Source organism: Cupriavidus yeoncheonensis (assembly GCF_905397275.1).
Lineage (GTDB): Bacteria > Pseudomonadota > Gammaproteobacteria > Burkholderiales > Burkholderiaceae > Cupriavidus > Cupriavidus yeoncheonensis.
In genome coordinates, this window is sequence record NZ_CAJPUY010000033.1 from 1 (window position 1) to 15,640 (window position 15,640).

Consider the following 15,640-nt stretch of genomic DNA (forward strand, 5'->3'; position numbering starts at 1 on the left):
AGGCCCTGAAATACAAAACGCCCGATGAGGTTCATCGGGCGTCAATTGCCTTGGCGGGCTAGGTGCCCAAGGTCGCCATCAAAACCTGTCAACCTATGTCAGGACTTGACAGACGGATACGTCATTGCCACGGATTGCGGGCCCCGGCCCGTAGCCAGAGCCGGGCCCGCAAGGCCGCGTTCAGTTCACGCGGATCTTCGCCTGCTCCACCAGCTTGCCGAAGCGCACGTATTCGTTGCGCATCATCTGCATGGTCGCATCGCTGTCGACGAGGCTGGCAGGCGGCACGTCGGAGATCATGAAGGAGATCATCTCGCGCGGGCTGTGATGCCGCGCTGCCCGCACGAAGGTGGCTGCGTGCGGGCCGCAGGGCATCAGGCGTGACGCACGCCCAGCCCTGCGCCCGGCCTGAGCGTTTCGCGGGCGATGATGAGCTTCTGCACTTCGGTCGCGCCTTCGTAGATGCGCAGCGCGCGGATTTCGCGGTACAGGCTTTCCATGATGCCGCCCACCTTCACGCCGCGCGCGCCGAAGAGCTGCACCGCGCCGTCGACCACGGCCTGGGCATGTTCCGTGGCGCTCATCTTGGCCATGGCGGCTTCGCGTGTGGTGGGCAGGCCCTGCACGTCGCGGCGCCACGCGGCGCGGTAGGTCAGCAGCGCGGCCGAATCGATCAGCGTGGCCATTTCGCCGAGCCGTGCCTGCGTGAGCTGTTTGTCGGCCAGCGGCGCGCCGAACATCTGGCGCGACTGCGCGTGGGCCAGCGCTTCATCCATCGCGCGCCGCGCGAAGCCGAGCGCCGCGCCGGCCACCGACACGCGGAAGATGTCGAGCGTGCGCATCGCGAGCCTGAAGCCTTCGCCGGGCGCACCGAGCAGGCGCGACGCGGGGATGCGCATGTCCGTGAAACGCAGCGTGGCGAGCGGGTGGGGCGCCATCACGTCGATGCGCTCGGCAATCGAAAAGCCCGGGTCGTCCGGATACACCACGAACGCGGAGATGCCGCGCGTGCCCGGTGCCTCGCCGGTGCGCGCGAACAGGACATAGAGGCCGGCGATGCCGCCGTTGGAAATCCACGTCTTCTCGCCGTTGACCACGTAGCTGTCGCCGTCGCGCACGGCCGCGCAGGTCATCGCGCCGGCGTCCGAGCCCGCGCCGGATTCCGACAGCGCGAAGGCCGGAATCAGTTCGCCGCGCACGACGCGCGGCAGCACCTCGCGCTTCAGTTCGGGCGTGCCGGCGAGCGCGATCGGCCCGCTGCCCAGCCCCTGCATGGCCAGCGCGAAGTCCGCGAGCCCGTCGCGGTAAGCCAGGCCTTCGCGTGCGAGCGTCAGCCGGCGCGATTCGATCGATGGCGCGAAGCCGCCGTATTCGCCCTCCACGCAAGCACGCAACAGCCCGGCGCGGCCCAGTTCCGCCACCAGTCTGCGGCACGACGCGTCCACGTCATGATGGTCCACGCCGTCGAGCACGCCGGAGTCCGCGAAGGCATCCACCGTGCGCATGAACTCGCCATGGTCCGCATCGAAGAACGGCCAGTCGAGACTGTCGCGCTGGCCGAGTGGGGTGAAGCTGTGTCGCATGCCTTCCTCCGCTTGTTCGTTTTCGTGTTGGAAATCTGCGGAAAAGGCTACAACCTACCGGGTAGTATGTAAAGCCACGGCGATGTCAGAAGAGAGCTAGGTGGATACCCTGAATCGCTTGACTGGTGCGGGCTCGGTTCATAACCTACTGGGTAGTATGTTGATCCGAAAGACCACTCAGGAACCTGTTTGCCGATGTCCAGACCATCGCCCGCCGCGCCGTCGCGCGAAGCCCCGAGCCGGGTCACCGAGATCCTCGATGCCGCCGCCGAAGCCTTCAACCAGCAGGGGTATGACGCCACCTCGCTCGACTACATCGGCGACGTGCTCGGCGTGACCAAGGGCAGCATCTACTACCACTACCGCAGCAAGGCCGACCTGTTCGTGGCCGTGTACCGCCGCGTGATGGAAATGAACATCGAGACGGTGGAGCCGATTGCCGCGCAGAAGGACGTGCCGGCCGTGCAGCGGCTTTATCGCATGGCGCATGCACACTCGATGCAGGTGATGAAACACCTGTCCTACCAGCGCGTGGCCGTGCAGGGCCTGGAAGCCCAGCTGATGGGCCGCGTCAATGAAGAACAGCGCGCGCGACTCAATGACGTGATCCAGCTGCGCGACCGCTATGAAAAGCTGTTCGTGCGCATGATCACGCAAGCGATCGAAGCCGGGGACCTGCCGCAGCAGAACCCGAGGCTCGCGGTCAAGCCGCTGTTCGGCGCGATCAACTGGACCACCATGTGGTACCAGCCGCGCCCCGGCGAGACAGCCGAGGACCGCGACCGTATTGCCACGCAGCTCGCGTCGTTTGTCGTGGGCGGCCTGCGCCAGCCGTTCCGTCCCGACCCGCCCGGCTGATCCCCGCACGCCGGCAGTTTCTTGTCTTGCGCGCGGCGCCGTCGGCGCTGCGCTTCCATCCCATTTCTACCGGGAGTGTCCGTGTCTGAGCCCATGTCCGAGCAAGTCCAAGCTGTCCCCGTCACGGATGCCGCGCGATGGTCCGCCGTGGCCAACTGGTACCACGCCTATTTCACCGGGCTTGTCATGACCACGGTGACCCGGCGCAGTACGCGCGAAGCGGCCGACCTGGTCTTCAATATCTTCCGTCGCCAGCATCATGAGCGCTTCCTGCCGGGGCTGGACAAGCTTGGCCTGACCGGGCTGCCGCCCGCGGTGGCGGCGGCGCGCTACCACTACCTGTCCAATGCCATTGGCGGCGTGCGCGTCGAGTACATGGAAGAATCGCCGCGCAAGGTGTGGGTCCGCTACCCGCCGCCGCGCTGGGCCTGGCACGGCACCGCCATCTGCGCGATTCCGGGCGAGGTGTCCCGTGCGGTGCTGCGCGGCTGGCACGCGCACAACGGCGTGTCGCTGGGCGAGCCGAAGCTCGGCTTCGTTTGCACCAAGCAGACCATGGACGGCCAGCCGGGCCTGGAAGGCTATTACTGCGAACATGATCGTGCGCTCGAACCCGAAGAGCGCCTGCGTTTCGCGCGCGGCGAGGAAGCGCCCGACTTCGACCCGGCGCTCGCCCCGCGCCTGCTGACTGCCGACTGGCCCGAGGAACGCGTGCAGAAGGCCCGCCGCAACTATGCCATGGAGTACGTGCGCACCGCGCTGCCGGAACTGATCGCGCTGTTCGGTCCGCGGGACGCGATTTATCTCGGCGGCATCACCGCGCGGCTGATCGGCATGCAGTTCTACAGCGAAACCGCCGCCGCGCTCGGCATGCATGACCAGGGCGACGCCCGTGACTTCGGCCGCTTCATGGTGGCGCTGGCGCGCGCGCAAGGCGACGAGGCCGAGCTGGTGGAAGAGGACGGCGGCATGGCGGTGCGCCAGTACGGCTGGAAGCTGATGGCGGGGGTGCCGTCGCTGCATCATGCGGCCTTCGAGGCGTGGAATGAGCTGCTGGAGGGCGCGCTGTCCGCGCACAACCGCCACCTTGCGCTGACCGTTACGTGCCGGTTCGACCTCGGCGACGACTGCTTCGAATGGCGCATCGCTCCACGCCTGCGCGGCACGCGCGCTGCCGGAGCGCAATGATGCGCGCTAGCCTGCGGCCAACACCCGGCGCGCATACGCGGGAGGGACCGGCCGATGGCGGCTGCGCGCCCGACGGCATTGCCGCGCTGGCCCGGGCTGGCGCTTTCGGCCCGGCACACGGCATGGCGTCGGCGCCGGGCCCCTGAATCGCGGGGCAGGGTAGTCCGCGCAAGACAGCACGGCCCGCGCAAGACGGTGCCGCAGACCACCAAGGAGACACGCATGACCCTGATGCCCTTCCAGCATATCCGCCTGATTGCCGCCGCCGCGCTTGCCGCGCTCGGCCCGCAACTGGTCCACGCCGCCGACGCGTTCCCGAGCCGGCCCATCCGCATCATCTCGCCCTATAACGCCGGCTCGTCCACCGAGACCTTCGGACGCATGCTGTCCATGGAAATGGGCGAGCTGCTCGGGCAGCCGCTGGTGATTGAATCCAGGCCGGGCGCGGCTGGCACCACCGGCGCGCGCGAGGTCGCACGCAGCAAGCCCGACGGCTACACGGGCCTGATGAATGCTTCGATCCAGGTGATGTACCCGGGCATGTTCCGCAGCCTGCCGTTCGATCCGCTCAAGGACTTTGCGCCGGTCGGCGTGTTCGGTTTCGCGCCGATGGTGGTGGTGGTGTCCTCGGGCTCGGCGATCATGAGCTTCAAGGGCATGCTGGAGCAGGCGCGCGAGAAGCCGGGCAAGCTGTCCTTTGCCTCGGGCGGGCTCGGTTCGCTGCCGCACCTCGTGGGTGAACTGGTCAACCTGCGCACCAGCGTGAATATCGAGCATGTGCCGTACAACGGCACGGGCCAGGCCATGACCGACGTGGCCGGCGGCCATGTCGACATCCTCTATGCCTCGGTTGCCAGCGCGCTGCCGCTGATCAAGGCCGGCAAGCTGCGCGCGCTCGCCGTGACGTCGAAGAAGCGCCTGGAGCTGCTGCCCGAGGCGCCGACCATTGCCGAGACCGCGATCCCGGATTTCGACGTGTCGTCGTGGTACGCGTTGTGGGCGCCGAAGGGAACGCCGGCCGCGGCCGTGACCCGGCTCAATCAGGCGATGCGCGAGGCATCGGCCTTGCCGGCGGTGCAGCAGCGCATGCAGGCTTATGGCGTGGTGCCAAGCCACCTGACGGCCGAGGAATTCGCGCGCTTCAGCACCGCGGAAAGCGCGAAGTGGCTCGAGGTCATGAAGCGGGCCCGCGTGGAGCCCAACTGAACCGGCTGCCGGACGACGCGCAGGCTCGGCTCGTGACCAGGTTGCCTGCCAGCAGCTTCTGGACGTTGTCGGGCAGGCTGTTGTCGATATCGCTGACCCTGGGCGCAGCCCGGCAGAAATAATTTGTTACATACTCTGCCGCAGGGCGGTCAACAAGCCGCTCCCGGCCGACGTTTTCAGGAGCAACGCGCAACATTGCGCGTCCATCCGGAGACCGACAATGAAGAAAGTACTTGCCATCCTGACCCTGGGTCTGTTTGCCGCTGGTGCGTATGCGCAGGCGCCGGCTGCCGCGCCGGATTCGAAGGAGCCCGCCAAGGTGGAGAAGAGCACCCACAAGGAGAAGACCCACGCTCACAAGCACGCGAAGAAGCCTGCCGCCGACAAGGCAGCGGCGCAATAAGTGCTCGACTGATGGGTTTGCCGCGCGGCGCGGCCTCGGCAGGAGGCTCCGCCGCGTCTTTTCTTGCGGCGCCGCTCAGAACTGGTAGTTGATCGACAGATCGAAGGCCCCGCCCGTCGAACTCTGCGTCAGGGGGCTGCGCTTCGCATCGCCCACGAGTTGCACGACAGAGACGTCGGTCGTAGCGAACCAGTGCTTGTCAAAGAACCAGACCGCGCTGAGGCCGAACCCGTAGGAGCGTACGCCGCCAGCGGGATTGAACTGCGGGCGACCGGGCCGCGCCTGTGACGCGCTCACGCCGTACCAGGCATTCATGTAGCGCGAGTCCGCCAGCGTCAGCGTCGGGCCCGCGAACCAGTAGAATTTCTCGGAGCTGCCCGGCAGCGGCAGGTAGGCGCCGATGTCGCCGATCCAGCCGTCGGAGCCGCCCAGGCTGCGGCGCGCGTCGACGCGCATCACCAGCGGGAATTCCTTGGACACCGCGTATTCTGCAAACAGCTTGGCTTCCGGCGCGGGGTTGATGTTGTCCATGCCGTCCAGCAGCGGCGAACTTTCCTTGGACCGCCGGCCCAGGTTGTACGTCAGTGCGATGCCCGCCCGGTAATTCTTGCCGCGCAGGACATTGACGCCGAGGCCTTCGCCGATCGAGGCGAACGCGATGTCGCGGTAGCGGATATCGATACTGGGTCCGGCGATCACGATGTATTTCGACGAGCCGTCATAGCGCGGGCGCAGCATCGCCGCCGCGCCAAGCCGGACTTCCCATTCCGGAATGGTCTCTTCGAACAGCTTTTCCAGCGGCACGCCGACTGAGAACTGCCATTCGGCCAGCGGGGCGGGGGTCTGCGCTTGCGCTTGCGTCGACGCGAGAGCGCCCATCAGGGCCAGCAGGCACGCTGGCGCGCGCATGCGGCGGCCTGCGCGTGGTGGTCTGGCAGCGATTGCGATTCCCGGGGTCTTCACGTATTCCTCCTGGCCGCATGCCATGCAAGCGCGCCTTCTTCTTGTATCAGGCCGGGCAAGAGCGATGCCCGACGCCTCGGTTGGTCATGCGGCCTGCGCGGCCGGCTAAGCCGTGCAAGCCATCTCGAAACTCCATGCCGCGAGCAGAATCTGCATCGGCAGCGGTCATGCAATGGTATCGACTACTCCGCCATCCACGCGCAGCGCGGCACCGGTCGTCGCGGACGCCTGCGGCGAGCACACGTACACGATCATGTTGGCCACTTCATCGACGGTCGCCGCGCGCTGAATGATAGATGAACTGCGATGCGCTTTGACGAAATCCGCCGCGACTTCCTCCACGGGTTTGCCGGTGCGCCTGACTTCGTCAGCCAGCATTTCCTCGACGCCTTCCGACAGGGTTGGCCCGGGCAGCACCGCATTCACCGTCACGCCGGTACCGGCCAGCCGCTTGGCCAGCCCGCGCGATACTGCGAGCTGTGCGGTCTTGGAGAAGCCGTAGTGGATCATCTCCACCGGGATGTTCAGCCCGGATTCGGACGAGACGAACACGATCCGTCCCCACTTGCGTTGCACCATGCCGGGTGCGTAGGCACGCGACAGCCGCACGCCTGACATCACGTTGGTTTCGAAGAAGCGCGTCCATTCGCTGTCCGGCGTCTCGAAGAAATCCTGAGGGTTGAAGATGCCCAGGTTGTTGACCAGCACGTCGACGGCCGGCACCTGCGCCAGCAGCGCTTCCGTGCCTTGCGGCGTGGCCAGGTCGCCGGCGAACGTGAGCACGTCCGCGCCGGGCACTTCGGCGCGCAGCGTGTCCGCCGCCTTCGCCAGCGCATCCGCCTTGCGCCCGTTCAGGATGACGCGCGCGCCGGCGTGCGCCAGTCCCCTCGCCGCGGCAAAGCCGATACCTGCGGTGGAACCCGTGACAAGGGCAGTCTTGTCCGACAGATCGATCTTCATGGCGGTACCTTTCAGGATGTGCGCCGAACGCAGCGCAGGAGACCTCGGGGGATGGCATGGACGGCGCCTGGCATGGCGCCGCCCGCCGACCCTGCGTTTTTACTACGAACGGCCAAGGCTTGCAGCGTGGGGGAAATGCGGAGGATGCAGCGCAGGCGCCACGGTGGCCGTGGGCCCTGAAGGAGGGAACGCGGTCCGGAGCAGAGGCCGGACCGCGCAAGCGGTGGGGACTTACCTGTCGCCGAGCACGCTGGCGATGGCCTTGGCGACTACCGTCACATTGCGTTCATTGAGCCCGGCCACGCACATGCGGCCAGAGCGCAGCAGGTACACGCCGTGGTCTTCACGCAGGCGGTCGGCCTGGTCGGCACTCAGGCCGGTGTACGTGAACATGCCGCGCTGGGTCAGGTAACGCGACAGCGCTTCACCGCTGACATGGTCGCGCAGGTTGTGATGGATGGCCTGGCGCATGCGTGCGATGCGGTTGCACATGTCCGCCAGTTCCTGCTGCCACAGCGTGCGCAGTTCAGGCGTGGTCAGCACCTTGGCCACCACGCGCGCGCCATGCGTCGGCGGGTTGCTGTAGTTGGCGCGCACCGCGCCGGTCAGCTGGCCCAGCACGTTGGCGGCTTCGGCGGCGCTGTTGCACACCACGCTAAGGCCGCCGCAGCGCTCGCCATACAGCGAGAAATTCTTCGAGAACGAGTTGGCCACCAGGCACGGCACGCCCTGGCGCTCCAGTTCGCGGATGGCGAACGCATCTTCCTCCAGCCCTTCGCCAAAGCCCTGGTAGGCCATGTCGACGAACGGCAGCAACTCCCTGGCCTTCAGCACGCCGGCAAGCTGGCGCCACTGGTCCTGGTTCAGGTCCACGCCGGTCGGGTTGTGGCAGCACGCGTGCAGCAGCACGATGCTCTGCTTCGGCAGCTTGCCGATGGCGTCGACCATGGCGTCGAACTTCAGGCCGCCGGTGGCCGCGTCATAGTACGGGTAGGTGTTGACGGTGAAGCCGGCGCGCTCGAACACCACGCGGTGGTTTTCCCAGCTCGGGTCGCTGATCCATACCTGCGACTGCGGGAAGTAGCGCTTGAGGAAATCGGCACCCACGCGCAGCGCCCCCGAGCCGCCCAGCGTCTGCAGCGTGGCGACGCGGCCGGCGGCGCGCGCCGGGCTGTCTTCGCCGAACACCAGTGCCTGCACGGCATTGCGGTAGGCCACCAGGCCCGACATCGGCAGGTAGGGGCGCGGGCCCATGTCGGCCAGCAGCGCGGCCTCGGCCTGCTCGACGGCCTGCATCACCGGCAGGCGGCCGTTGTCGTCGAAGTAGATGCCGATGCTCAGGTTGACCTTCTCGGTGCGCGGGTCTTTCTGGAAGTCTTCGTTGAGCGAAAGGATCGGGTCGCCGGGAAAGGCATCGATATGTGCAAACATGGGATTCTCTGGATTCTGGGTCGGGGCTGGAGAGGGTGCGGAACGGGACTTCAGTGCCAGACGCACAGGCTGAAGTGTAACCGGCGGCGCGCGATGCGGCGCCGCCGGCGTTGCCTTACTGGGTCGAGACGCTGCCTTGCAGGGCCGGCACCGCGTTCTTCTGGCGCAGGCGGTAGCTGATGCCCAGCACGACCAGCCACACCGGGATCAGGTACACCGAGATGCGCAGGCCGTCGGTCAGGTACATCACGTACAGGATGCCGGCCAGGAACGCCAGGCACAGGTAGTTCGTGAGCGGGTAGCCAAAGCTCTTGAAGCGCGTTTCCTGGCGTGCCTTGCGCTTATCGGCGCGGAACTTCAGGTGGATGATGCTGATCATGGCCCAGTTGATGATCAGGGCCGAGACCACCAGGCCCATCAGCAGTTCGAACGCCTTGCCGGGCATGAAGTAGTTGATCAGCACGCACAGGCCGGTAGCCGCCGCCGAGACGCCCAGCGCCGTCAGCGGAATGCCGCGCTTGCTGACCTTGAGCAGCGACTTGGGCGCATTGCCCTGCTGGGCCAGGCCGAACAGCATGCGGCTGTTGCAGTACACGCCGCTGTTGTAGACCGACAGCGCAGCCGTCAGCACCACCACGTTCAGCACATTGGCCACCCAGTTGCTGTTCAGTGCATGGAAGATCAGCACGAACGGGCTGCCGCCGGTGACGACGTTCTCCCACGGGTACAGCGACAGCAGCACCGCCAGCGCGCCGACGTAGAAGATCAGGATGCGGTAGATGACCTGGTTGGTCGCCTTCGGGATGCTCTTTTCCGGCTGGTCGGCTTCGGCAGCCGTGATGCCGACGAGTTCCAGGCCACCGAACGAGAACATGATCACCGCCATGGCCATGACCAGTCCGCCCAGGCCGTTCGGGAAGAAGCCCCCGTGCTGCCACAGGTTGGTGATGCTGGCCTGCGGACCGGCATCGCCCGACATCAGCAGGTAGCCGCCGAAGCCGATCATGCCGATGATGGCCGCCACCTTGACGATCGAGAACCAGAACTCCATCTCGCCGAACGACTTCACGCTCGACAGGTTGATGGCGTTGATGATCAGGAAGAAGGCCAGCGCCGAGACCCAGGTCGGGATGGCGGGCCACCAGTACTGCACGTAGATGCCGACCGCCGACAGCTCGGCCATGCTCACCAGGATATACAGCACCCAGTAGTTCCAGCCCGACATGAAGCCGGCGAAGTGGCCGCAGTACTTGTTGGCGAAGTAGCTGAAGGAGCCGGCGACGGGCTCGTCCACCACCATCTCGCCGAGCTGCCGCATGATGAAGAAGGCCACGATGCCCGCCACGGCATAGCCGAGCAGGACCGAGGGGCCGGCCATCTTGATCGTCTGGGCGATGCCCAGGAACAGCCCGGTGCCGATGGCGCCACCGAGCGCGATCAGCTGGATGTGCCGGTTCTTGAGGCCACGCTTGAGCGTGCCGTCATTGTTGCTTTCAACCATCTGTGTTGTTTCCTCTACCCATTTTTATGGAATGGCATGCGAGGCCTGGCATCTCTTGCTGTGAGGGTAGGATGCCTGGGCCGTAAGAGTCGCCGGGCGCGGGGTACCGCGCCCCGCGACGGGGACGAGTCCGGGCCGGTCAGGCCTCGACCTTGAGCGTGCCGCGCGCGATCTGGTCGCGTTCCAGCGATTCGAACAGCGCCTTGAAGTTGCCTTCGCCGAAGCCGTCGTCGCCGCTGCGCTGGATGTACTCGAAGAACACCGGGCCGAGCACGGTCTTGGAGAAGATCTGCAGCAGCAGGCGCGGCTTGCCGCCTTCGGTGGTGCCGTCGAGCAGGATGCCGCGGGCCTTGAGCTGGTCCACCGGCTGGCCGTGGCCCGGCAGGCGGTTGTCCAGGGCCTGGTAGTAGTAGTCGTTCGGCGCCGTCATCAGTTCCACGCCGGCGAGCTGCAGGTTGTCGATGACTTCGAGCAGGTTGTCGGTCAGGAAGGCGATGTGCTGGATGCCCTCGCCGTTGAAGGCCATCAGGAATTCCTCGATCTGGCCTGCGCCCTTGGACGATTCCTCGTTCAGCGGGATGCGGATCTTGCCGTCCGGCGCGGTCATGGCCTTGGAGGTCAGGCCGGTGTACTCGCCCTTGATGTCGAAGTAGCGGATCTCGCGGAAGTTGAACAGCTTCTCGTAGAAGCTCGCCCAGTAGGCCATGCGGCCACGGTAGACGTTGTGCGTCAGGTGGTCGATCAGCTTCAGGCCGTGGCCTTCGGGGTGGCGGTCCACGCCTTCGATGAACTCGAAGTCGATGTCATAGATCGACTTGCCTTCCTCGAAGCGGTCGATCAGGTACAGCGGCGCGCCGCCGATGCCCTTGATCGCGGGCAGGCGCAGTTCCATCGGGCCGGTCGGGATTTCCACCGGCTGCGCGCCCAGTTCCAGTGCGCGGGCATAGGCCTTGTGCGAATCCTTCACGCGGAACGCCATGCCGCAGGCGCTGGGGCCGTGCTCGGCGGCAAAGTAGGCGGCGTGGCTGTTGGGCTCGCGGTTGACGATGAAGTTGACCTCGCCCTGGCGATACAGCACCACGTCCTTGGAGCGATGGCGTGCTACCAGCGTGAAGCCCATCTTCTCGAACAGCGGCTCCAGCACATTGGGGGTGGGCGAGGCGAATTCGACGAATTCGAAGCCCATCAGTTGCATCGGGTTGTCAAAGAGATCGGCCATGGTTTGTCTCACAGGGGAAGGTAAGTGTTTCGATCTCGCGCGCCGGACAGAGTGCCGCCGGCGGCGGGGGCAAGGAAATCGGGCAGGCCGCCGCGATCAGCGCGCGGGCGTCAGGAGCCGGGCGTCGTGATGGCGGGCATGCGGACGCGGCAGGGACGGGGTGCGGATGGTCATGGGGCGCTTGCTTTACCCGGCCGGGTGGCCGGGAAATAATATTGCGAACGGTGCGCCGCGATCCTGGCCTGCGGCGCGCTCCGGCGATGTCGGGAAGTCTCTCTGGCTCCTCGTCGGCATTGCCAATCTGGAATGCAGTGTATATTCTGGCCGACAAAATTGGATTTCATTCCTCACGCAGGGAAACCCTGAAATGAGAAATCGGGTTGCGTGAAATGAGGTATGGAGGAAACAAAAGTGCATACCATCGAGCTGGACCGTACGGATCGACGTCTGCTGGGCGTTTTGCAGGAACAGGGACGGGCCTCGAACCTGGAACTGTCCGAAGCCATTGCGCTGTCGCCGGCACAAACACTGCGGCGCCACCGCCGCCTGGAAGAGAGCGGCATCATCAAGCGCTACGAGGCGCGGCTCGATGCGGCCAGCCTCGGTCTGGGCGTGGTGGCGTTCATCCACGTGACCATGGAGCGCGGCCATATCCGCGACCTGTCGAACTTCAAGAGCCTGGTGGCGGAGCTTGCGCAGATCCAGGAGTGCTTCTCGGTGACCGGAGATATCGACTACGTGCTGAAGGTGGTCGCCAGGGATCTCAAGTCGCTGTCGGACTTCCTGCTGGATACGCTGATGCGCATCCCGGGCGTGAGCGGCGTGAAGTCCAGCGTGTGCCTCGACGAGATCAAGTGCACCAGCGCCGTGCCGCTCGATATGTAAGGCGCTTGCGGGCGCCAGCCCGTCCGTGGAATACACTCGGTGCAGGGCGCCATCGCGGCCCGACCGCTTCGACCTCTCGCCCCCGACAATGCCAAAGCCCCACATCCTGACCTACATTGATGCCGGTGCCTCCGACTGGACCGCGTGCCTGATGCGCACGATCGGCCAGCAGCTGCAGTCCGGCGCCTATGAAATGCGCGCGGTCATGGCATCGGACATCCGCCACGACCCCACGCTGTTCGACGACGCGGTCATGTTCGTCATGCCGGGCGGCGCCGACCTGCCGTATTGCGCGAAACTCAATGGCGCGCCCAACGCGCGTATCCGGCGCTTTGTCGAGAACGGCGGCGTCTACTTGGGCATCTGCGCGGGCGCCTACTACGCGTGCCGGGAACTGGCGTTCCACGCCGGCACCCGCGGAGCGATCTGCGGTCCGCGCGAACTGAGCTTCGTCGATGCCGTCGCGGTCGGCTCGCTGCCCGAACTCACCGGGGGCCGCCTGTATGACGGCACGCCGCGCACCACCGCCGCGGTCGAACTGCGGACTACGGAGCGGCTGGCTGCGGCGCCAATGTCGGTCTACACGCACTATCACGGTGGCTGCCGCTTTGATTTCGACGATGCGCCCGGTGCCGATACGGAAGTGCTGGCGGTCTACGCGGATATTGAAGGCGCGCCACCGGCCATCGTCAGCTCGCGGGTCGGCCAGGGCCGCGCGATCCTGACCGGTGTCCATCTGGAAGTCTCGGAGCAGGAATGCGAGGAAGCGCTGCGCGGACACAGCGACATGGACAAGCACATGCACGTCTGCCAGAGGCTGGCCGAAACCGGCGACGCCCGGCTTGAGGTATTCCGGCAAGTGCTGGCGCACGGCGGGCTGGCGCTGGGTTGAGCCGCCCCCGGCAAGCGCCCCGCATCCGTCGTCGGGAGGGTTGACGACGATGGGGCGTTAGCCGGAATGTTTCCTGTCCCAACTCCGGAAATGGCAATGCTCAGGACCGTCGCCTTCGCTGTGGCCTTCGCATGTGTTCCCGTTGCCCACGCGGCCAAGTGCCGTAGCGGCAATGGCATCCTCTACACGCAGGACGACTATTGTCCGTCTGGTTACACCGACGTCACATCCGGCAGTGGCGGGGGCACCGTGTCGAGCATCGGCAAGGCCGACCTGACCAGGCGGCAGGAGGCCGACTACCTGCGCAGCCGCAATGCAGAGCACCAGGCCGAGCAGCGACAGGTCGCGGTGGAGCGCCAGCAACTGGTCGCCGCCGAGAACAACCGCCGCTATGAATGCAACGGCCTGATCGTGCAGCGCAGGAATGCCGAACTGGCGATGCGGCAGGGCAATGCGTGGCAGTCGATGGAAGCCCTGCGGCAGCAGTACCGGGCAATCCAGGAGGGGCTGGCGCGGCTTGGGTGCTAGGACCCTGCGGTCCTCAGCCGGCCAGCTCGCTGTGCAGTGCCAGGTACTCCTGCGACAGCTTGTGGCGCGGATCCAGGTGGATTATGGGCGTGGCGTGCTGGTGCGATTCGCGGATCTTCACCGATGACGACAACCGCGCTTCCAGAACCGGCAACCCTTCGCCGACCAGTTCCTCGACGAGCTTCGCGGGCAGGCTCGCGCGCGGCTGGAACTGGTTGATGACGATGCCTTCGACCCGCAGCGCCTCGTTGTGGTCCTGCTGGATTTCCTTCACGTTGTCGAGCAGCGTGTACAGGGCCCGGCGCGAGAAGTCATCGCAGTCGAACGGGATCAGGCAGCGCTCCACCGCGATCAGCGCCGAGCGCGTGTAGAAGTTGAGCGCCGGCGGCGTGTCGATGTAGATCGCGTCATAGACCGACTCCAGTTCGAGCAGGGCGTCGCGCAGCTTGTAGATCTTGTAGCGGGATTCCAGCTTGCCATGCAGTGCGTCGAGCTCAGGATGCGCCGGCATCACGTCGAGGTTTTCAAACGGCGTGGCGTGGATGAAGCTGCCCAGGTCGACCGGCTTGAAGCTGTAGGTCAGCGACGACTCGAAGAAGTGCGCGGCAGTCGGGTTGGCCTCGGCAGCCTTTGCGCCCATCAGGTACTGGGTCGAGTTGCACTGCGCGTCCAGGTCGACGACTAGCGTGCGCAAGCCTTGACTGGCGCTGATCGCGGCGAGATTGCATACGATGGTCGACTTGCCCACGCCACCCTTCTGATTGAACACGACGCGCCGCATTTGTCCCTCTGGAAAAGATCGTTTTCGAGGGCGAAAGCATACCTGAACAAGATGGCCTCCGGAGGCCGCGCACGGGGCGTATGAACTCTTGTTGACACGCGAATTGCGGCGTGCCAAGCCGGTCTGTCCGGCACCGTCAACGCCGGAACCACAGCATGGAAAGTGCGCAAGCCGACACCAGCAGCAGCCCCGACGCCGCGGCCAGCAGGGCGCTGACCTCGGTCTCGCGGCGCTCCAGCGCGAAGCGCGCGCTGAGTTTCCGGTACACCTGGCTCAGGTCGGCCGCCGATCCTGCCTGGAAGTACTCGGCCCCGGTCAGCGTGGCCACAGCGCGCAAGGCGGGCTCGTCGAGCTGCATGTAGTAGGACAGGCTGGTCTCGGGCGCGTTGCCGCCCAGCGTACCGAAGCCCACGGTATAGACGCGCACGCCGCGCTGAGCCGCCATGCGCGCGGCGTCGATCGGGTCGGGGCCGGTGGTGCGGCGACCATCGCTGAGCAGGATGACCGCGCCGTGCCGATAGGAACCGGGTTGTGCCGGCGGTCGCTCCTGCGCGCGCTTGCGCGCGGCATCGGCCGCGGCGGCCTCGTCGAGCGGCGTGGCGCGGCGCGCTGAAGGGAAGGGCGGATCGTCGCTGAAGAGGATGGCTTCGAGGTCGATGCCATCGTCCGGAAACAGCACGGCCAGCGCCTGGATCAGTCCGCTGCCGGTCGCCGTGCCGCGCTGGAGCTGGAACCGGTCGATCGCGTCGAGCATGTCCTGCCGGTTGCTGGTGGGACGCAGGACCACGGTGGCAGTCGCCGCGAACGAGACGATGCCCAGGCGAACGCTGCCCGGCAGCCCGACGATCAGGTCCCGCGCGGCCTGCTGCGCCGCGCTGATGCGCGTGGGTGCCACGTCGGTGGCCTCCATGCTGCGCGAGACGTCCATCGCCAGGACCAGGGTGATCGTGTCGGATGGCAGCGTGATGGTGGCGGTCGGCCGCGCGCAAGCCAGCAGGGCGGCGCCCAGGGCAAACAGGAACAGCAGCGGGGGAATGTGACGCCGGAGCCGTTGGCCGGGGCTGAGCGCAGCGCGCGGCAGGGCAAGACTGGCGTAAAGCAGGGCGGCCTTCTTGCGTCGCGCGATCAGGTACAGGTATCCGGCTGCCAGCAAAGGAAGCGCGAGCAGCAGCCAGAGCATTTGCGGCCAGAGAAACTGCATGCCCTGCTCCTTGGCGCAATGGTTAAGAGGATGGTACTGTA

15 protein-coding genes are annotated in these 15,640 nt (G+C 66.2%); 7 read left to right on the plus strand and 8 right to left on the minus strand.

Features of this window, described 5'->3' with window-relative positions; translation table 11 throughout:
* Window positions 1–374: 374 nt before the first annotated feature.
* A complete protein-coding gene (locus KHO22_RS29535) occupies window positions 375–1,583 on the minus strand; it encodes an acyl-CoA dehydrogenase family protein (RefSeq protein WP_211950728.1) in 1,209 nt (402 codons plus the stop codon).
* A 195-nt stretch (window positions 1,584–1,778) separates the two neighbouring features.
* Here KHO22_RS29535 and KHO22_RS29540 point away from each other — a divergent pair, with 195 nt between their 5' ends.
* The 4 genes from KHO22_RS29540 to KHO22_RS29555 all read left to right on the plus strand — a co-directional run bounded on the left by KHO22_RS29540 (window position 1,779) and on the right by KHO22_RS29555 (window position 5,238).
* The gene (locus tag KHO22_RS29540; protein ID WP_211950729.1) at window positions 1,779–2,441 is read left to right on the plus strand and encodes a TetR/AcrR family transcriptional regulator; all 663 of its coding nucleotides are present in this window, start codon (window positions 1,779–1,781) and stop codon (window positions 2,439–2,441) included.
* Window positions 2,442–2,534: 93 nt separating this feature from the next.
* On the plus strand, window positions 2,535–3,629 hold the full coding sequence (locus tag KHO22_RS29545; RefSeq protein ID WP_211950730.1) for a hypothetical protein: 1,095 nt from the start codon (window positions 2,535–2,537) through the stop codon (window positions 3,627–3,629).
* Between the two features lie 222 nt (window positions 3,630–3,851).
* The gene (locus KHO22_RS29550; RefSeq protein WP_230427083.1) at window positions 3,852–4,835 is read left to right on the plus strand and encodes a Bug family tripartite tricarboxylate transporter substrate binding protein; all 984 of its coding nucleotides are present in this window, start codon (window positions 3,852–3,854) and stop codon (window positions 4,833–4,835) included.
* Between the two features lie 220 nt (window positions 4,836–5,055).
* Entirely contained in the window at window positions 5,056–5,238 is a 183-nt protein-coding gene (locus tag KHO22_RS29555; protein ID WP_211950731.1) for a hypothetical protein, read from the plus strand.
* A gap of 75 nt (window positions 5,239–5,313) precedes the next feature.
* On the opposite strand, the gene KHO22_RS29560 is transcribed toward KHO22_RS29555, so the two are convergent.
* The 5 genes from KHO22_RS29560 to hppD all read right to left on the minus strand — a co-directional run bounded on the left by KHO22_RS29560 (window position 5,314) and on the right by hppD (window position 11,312).
* Complete coding sequence (locus KHO22_RS29560) at window positions 5,314–6,147, minus strand: MipA/OmpV family protein (RefSeq protein ID WP_230427084.1); 834 nt, start codon at window positions 6,145–6,147, stop codon at window positions 5,314–5,316.
* 219 nt (window positions 6,148–6,366) lie between these two features.
* Complete coding sequence (locus KHO22_RS29565) at window positions 6,367–7,161, minus strand: SDR family NAD(P)-dependent oxidoreductase (RefSeq protein WP_211950732.1); 795 nt, start codon at window positions 7,159–7,161, stop codon at window positions 6,367–6,369.
* Window positions 7,162–7,392: 231 nt separating this feature from the next.
* Window positions 7,393–8,592, minus strand: coding sequence for an amino acid aminotransferase (locus tag KHO22_RS29570; RefSeq protein WP_211950733.1), 1,200 nt, complete (start codon window positions 8,590–8,592; stop codon window positions 7,393–7,395).
* A 115-nt stretch (window positions 8,593–8,707) separates the two neighbouring features.
* On the minus strand, window positions 8,708–10,093 hold the full coding sequence (locus KHO22_RS29575; protein WP_211950734.1) for an amino acid permease: 1,386 nt from the start codon (window positions 10,091–10,093) through the stop codon (window positions 8,708–8,710).
* Between the two features lie 139 nt (window positions 10,094–10,232).
* The gene (hppD, locus tag KHO22_RS29580; RefSeq protein ID WP_211950735.1) at window positions 10,233–11,312 is read right to left on the minus strand and encodes a 4-hydroxyphenylpyruvate dioxygenase; all 1,080 of its coding nucleotides are present in this window, start codon (window positions 11,310–11,312) and stop codon (window positions 10,233–10,235) included.
* 396 nt (window positions 11,313–11,708) lie between these two features.
* Between hppD and KHO22_RS29585 the strand changes: the two genes are divergently transcribed.
* The 3 genes from KHO22_RS29585 to KHO22_RS29595 all read left to right on the plus strand — a co-directional run bounded on the left by KHO22_RS29585 (window position 11,709) and on the right by KHO22_RS29595 (window position 13,617).
* Window positions 11,709–12,197: an Lrp/AsnC family transcriptional regulator gene (locus tag KHO22_RS29585; RefSeq protein ID WP_420839664.1), complete on the plus strand. Its 489-nt coding sequence runs from the start codon at window positions 11,709–11,711 to the stop codon at window positions 12,195–12,197.
* An 88-nt stretch (window positions 12,198–12,285) separates the two neighbouring features.
* On the plus strand, window positions 12,286–13,089 hold the full coding sequence (locus KHO22_RS29590; RefSeq protein WP_211950737.1) for a BPL-N domain-containing protein: 804 nt from the start codon (window positions 12,286–12,288) through the stop codon (window positions 13,087–13,089).
* Between the two features lie 96 nt (window positions 13,090–13,185).
* Window positions 13,186–13,617 (plus strand): hypothetical protein, encoded by a 432-nt coding sequence (locus KHO22_RS29595; protein WP_211950738.1) that lies wholly within the window; start codon window positions 13,186–13,188, stop codon window positions 13,615–13,617.
* 13 nt (window positions 13,618–13,630) lie between these two features.
* Here the strand turns inward: KHO22_RS29595 and KHO22_RS29600 are convergent, their stop codons facing one another.
* Window positions 13,631–14,398 (minus strand): ParA family protein, encoded by a 768-nt coding sequence (locus KHO22_RS29600; protein WP_211950739.1) that lies wholly within the window; start codon window positions 14,396–14,398, stop codon window positions 13,631–13,633.
* 136 nt (window positions 14,399–14,534) lie between these two features.
* A complete protein-coding gene (locus KHO22_RS29605) occupies window positions 14,535–15,599 on the minus strand; it encodes a VWA domain-containing protein (protein WP_211950740.1) in 1,065 nt (354 codons plus the stop codon).
* Between the last annotated feature and the right edge of the window lie 41 nt (window positions 15,600–15,640).

Coding starts and splice junctions, on each gene's coding strand:
- KHO22_RS29595 (WP_211950738.1), top strand. CDS start 13,186: ATGCTCAGGACCGTCGCCTTCGCTGTGGCCTTCGCATGTGTTCCCGTT.
- KHO22_RS29545 (WP_211950730.1), top strand. CDS start 2,535: ATGTCCGAGCAAGTCCAAGCTGTCCCCGTCACGGATGCCGCGCGATGG.
- KHO22_RS29535 (WP_211950728.1), bottom strand. CDS start 1,583: ATGCGACACAGCTTCACCCCACTCGGCCAGCGCGACAGTCTCGACTGG.
- KHO22_RS29565 (WP_211950732.1), bottom strand. CDS start 7,161: ATGAAGATCGATCTGTCGGACAAGACTGCCCTTGTCACGGGTTCCACC.
- KHO22_RS29605 (WP_211950740.1), bottom strand. CDS start 15,599: ATGCAGTTTCTCTGGCCGCAAATGCTCTGGCTGCTGCTCGCGCTTCCT.
- KHO22_RS29550 (WP_230427083.1), top strand. CDS start 3,852: ATGACCCTGATGCCCTTCCAGCATATCCGCCTGATTGCCGCCGCCGCG.
- KHO22_RS29570 (WP_211950733.1), bottom strand. CDS start 8,592: ATGTTTGCACATATCGATGCCTTTCCCGGCGACCCGATCCTTTCGCTC.
- KHO22_RS29575 (WP_211950734.1), bottom strand. CDS start 10,093: ATGGTTGAAAGCAACAATGACGGCACGCTCAAGCGTGGCCTCAAGAAC.
- KHO22_RS29540 (WP_211950729.1), top strand. CDS start 1,779: ATGTCCAGACCATCGCCCGCCGCGCCGTCGCGCGAAGCCCCGAGCCGG.
- KHO22_RS29560 (WP_230427084.1), bottom strand. CDS start 6,147: ATGCGCGCGCCAGCGTGCCTGCTGGCCCTGATGGGCGCTCTCGCGTCG.
- hppD (WP_211950735.1), bottom strand. CDS start 11,312: ATGGCCGATCTCTTTGACAACCCGATGCAACTGATGGGCTTCGAATTC.
- KHO22_RS29585 (WP_420839664.1), top strand. CDS start 11,709: ATGGAGGAAACAAAAGTGCATACCATCGAGCTGGACCGTACGGATCGA.
- KHO22_RS29590 (WP_211950737.1), top strand. CDS start 12,286: ATGCCAAAGCCCCACATCCTGACCTACATTGATGCCGGTGCCTCCGAC.
- KHO22_RS29600 (WP_211950739.1), bottom strand. CDS start 14,398: ATGCGGCGCGTCGTGTTCAATCAGAAGGGTGGCGTGGGCAAGTCGACC.
- KHO22_RS29555 (WP_211950731.1), top strand. CDS start 5,056: ATGAAGAAAGTACTTGCCATCCTGACCCTGGGTCTGTTTGCCGCTGGT.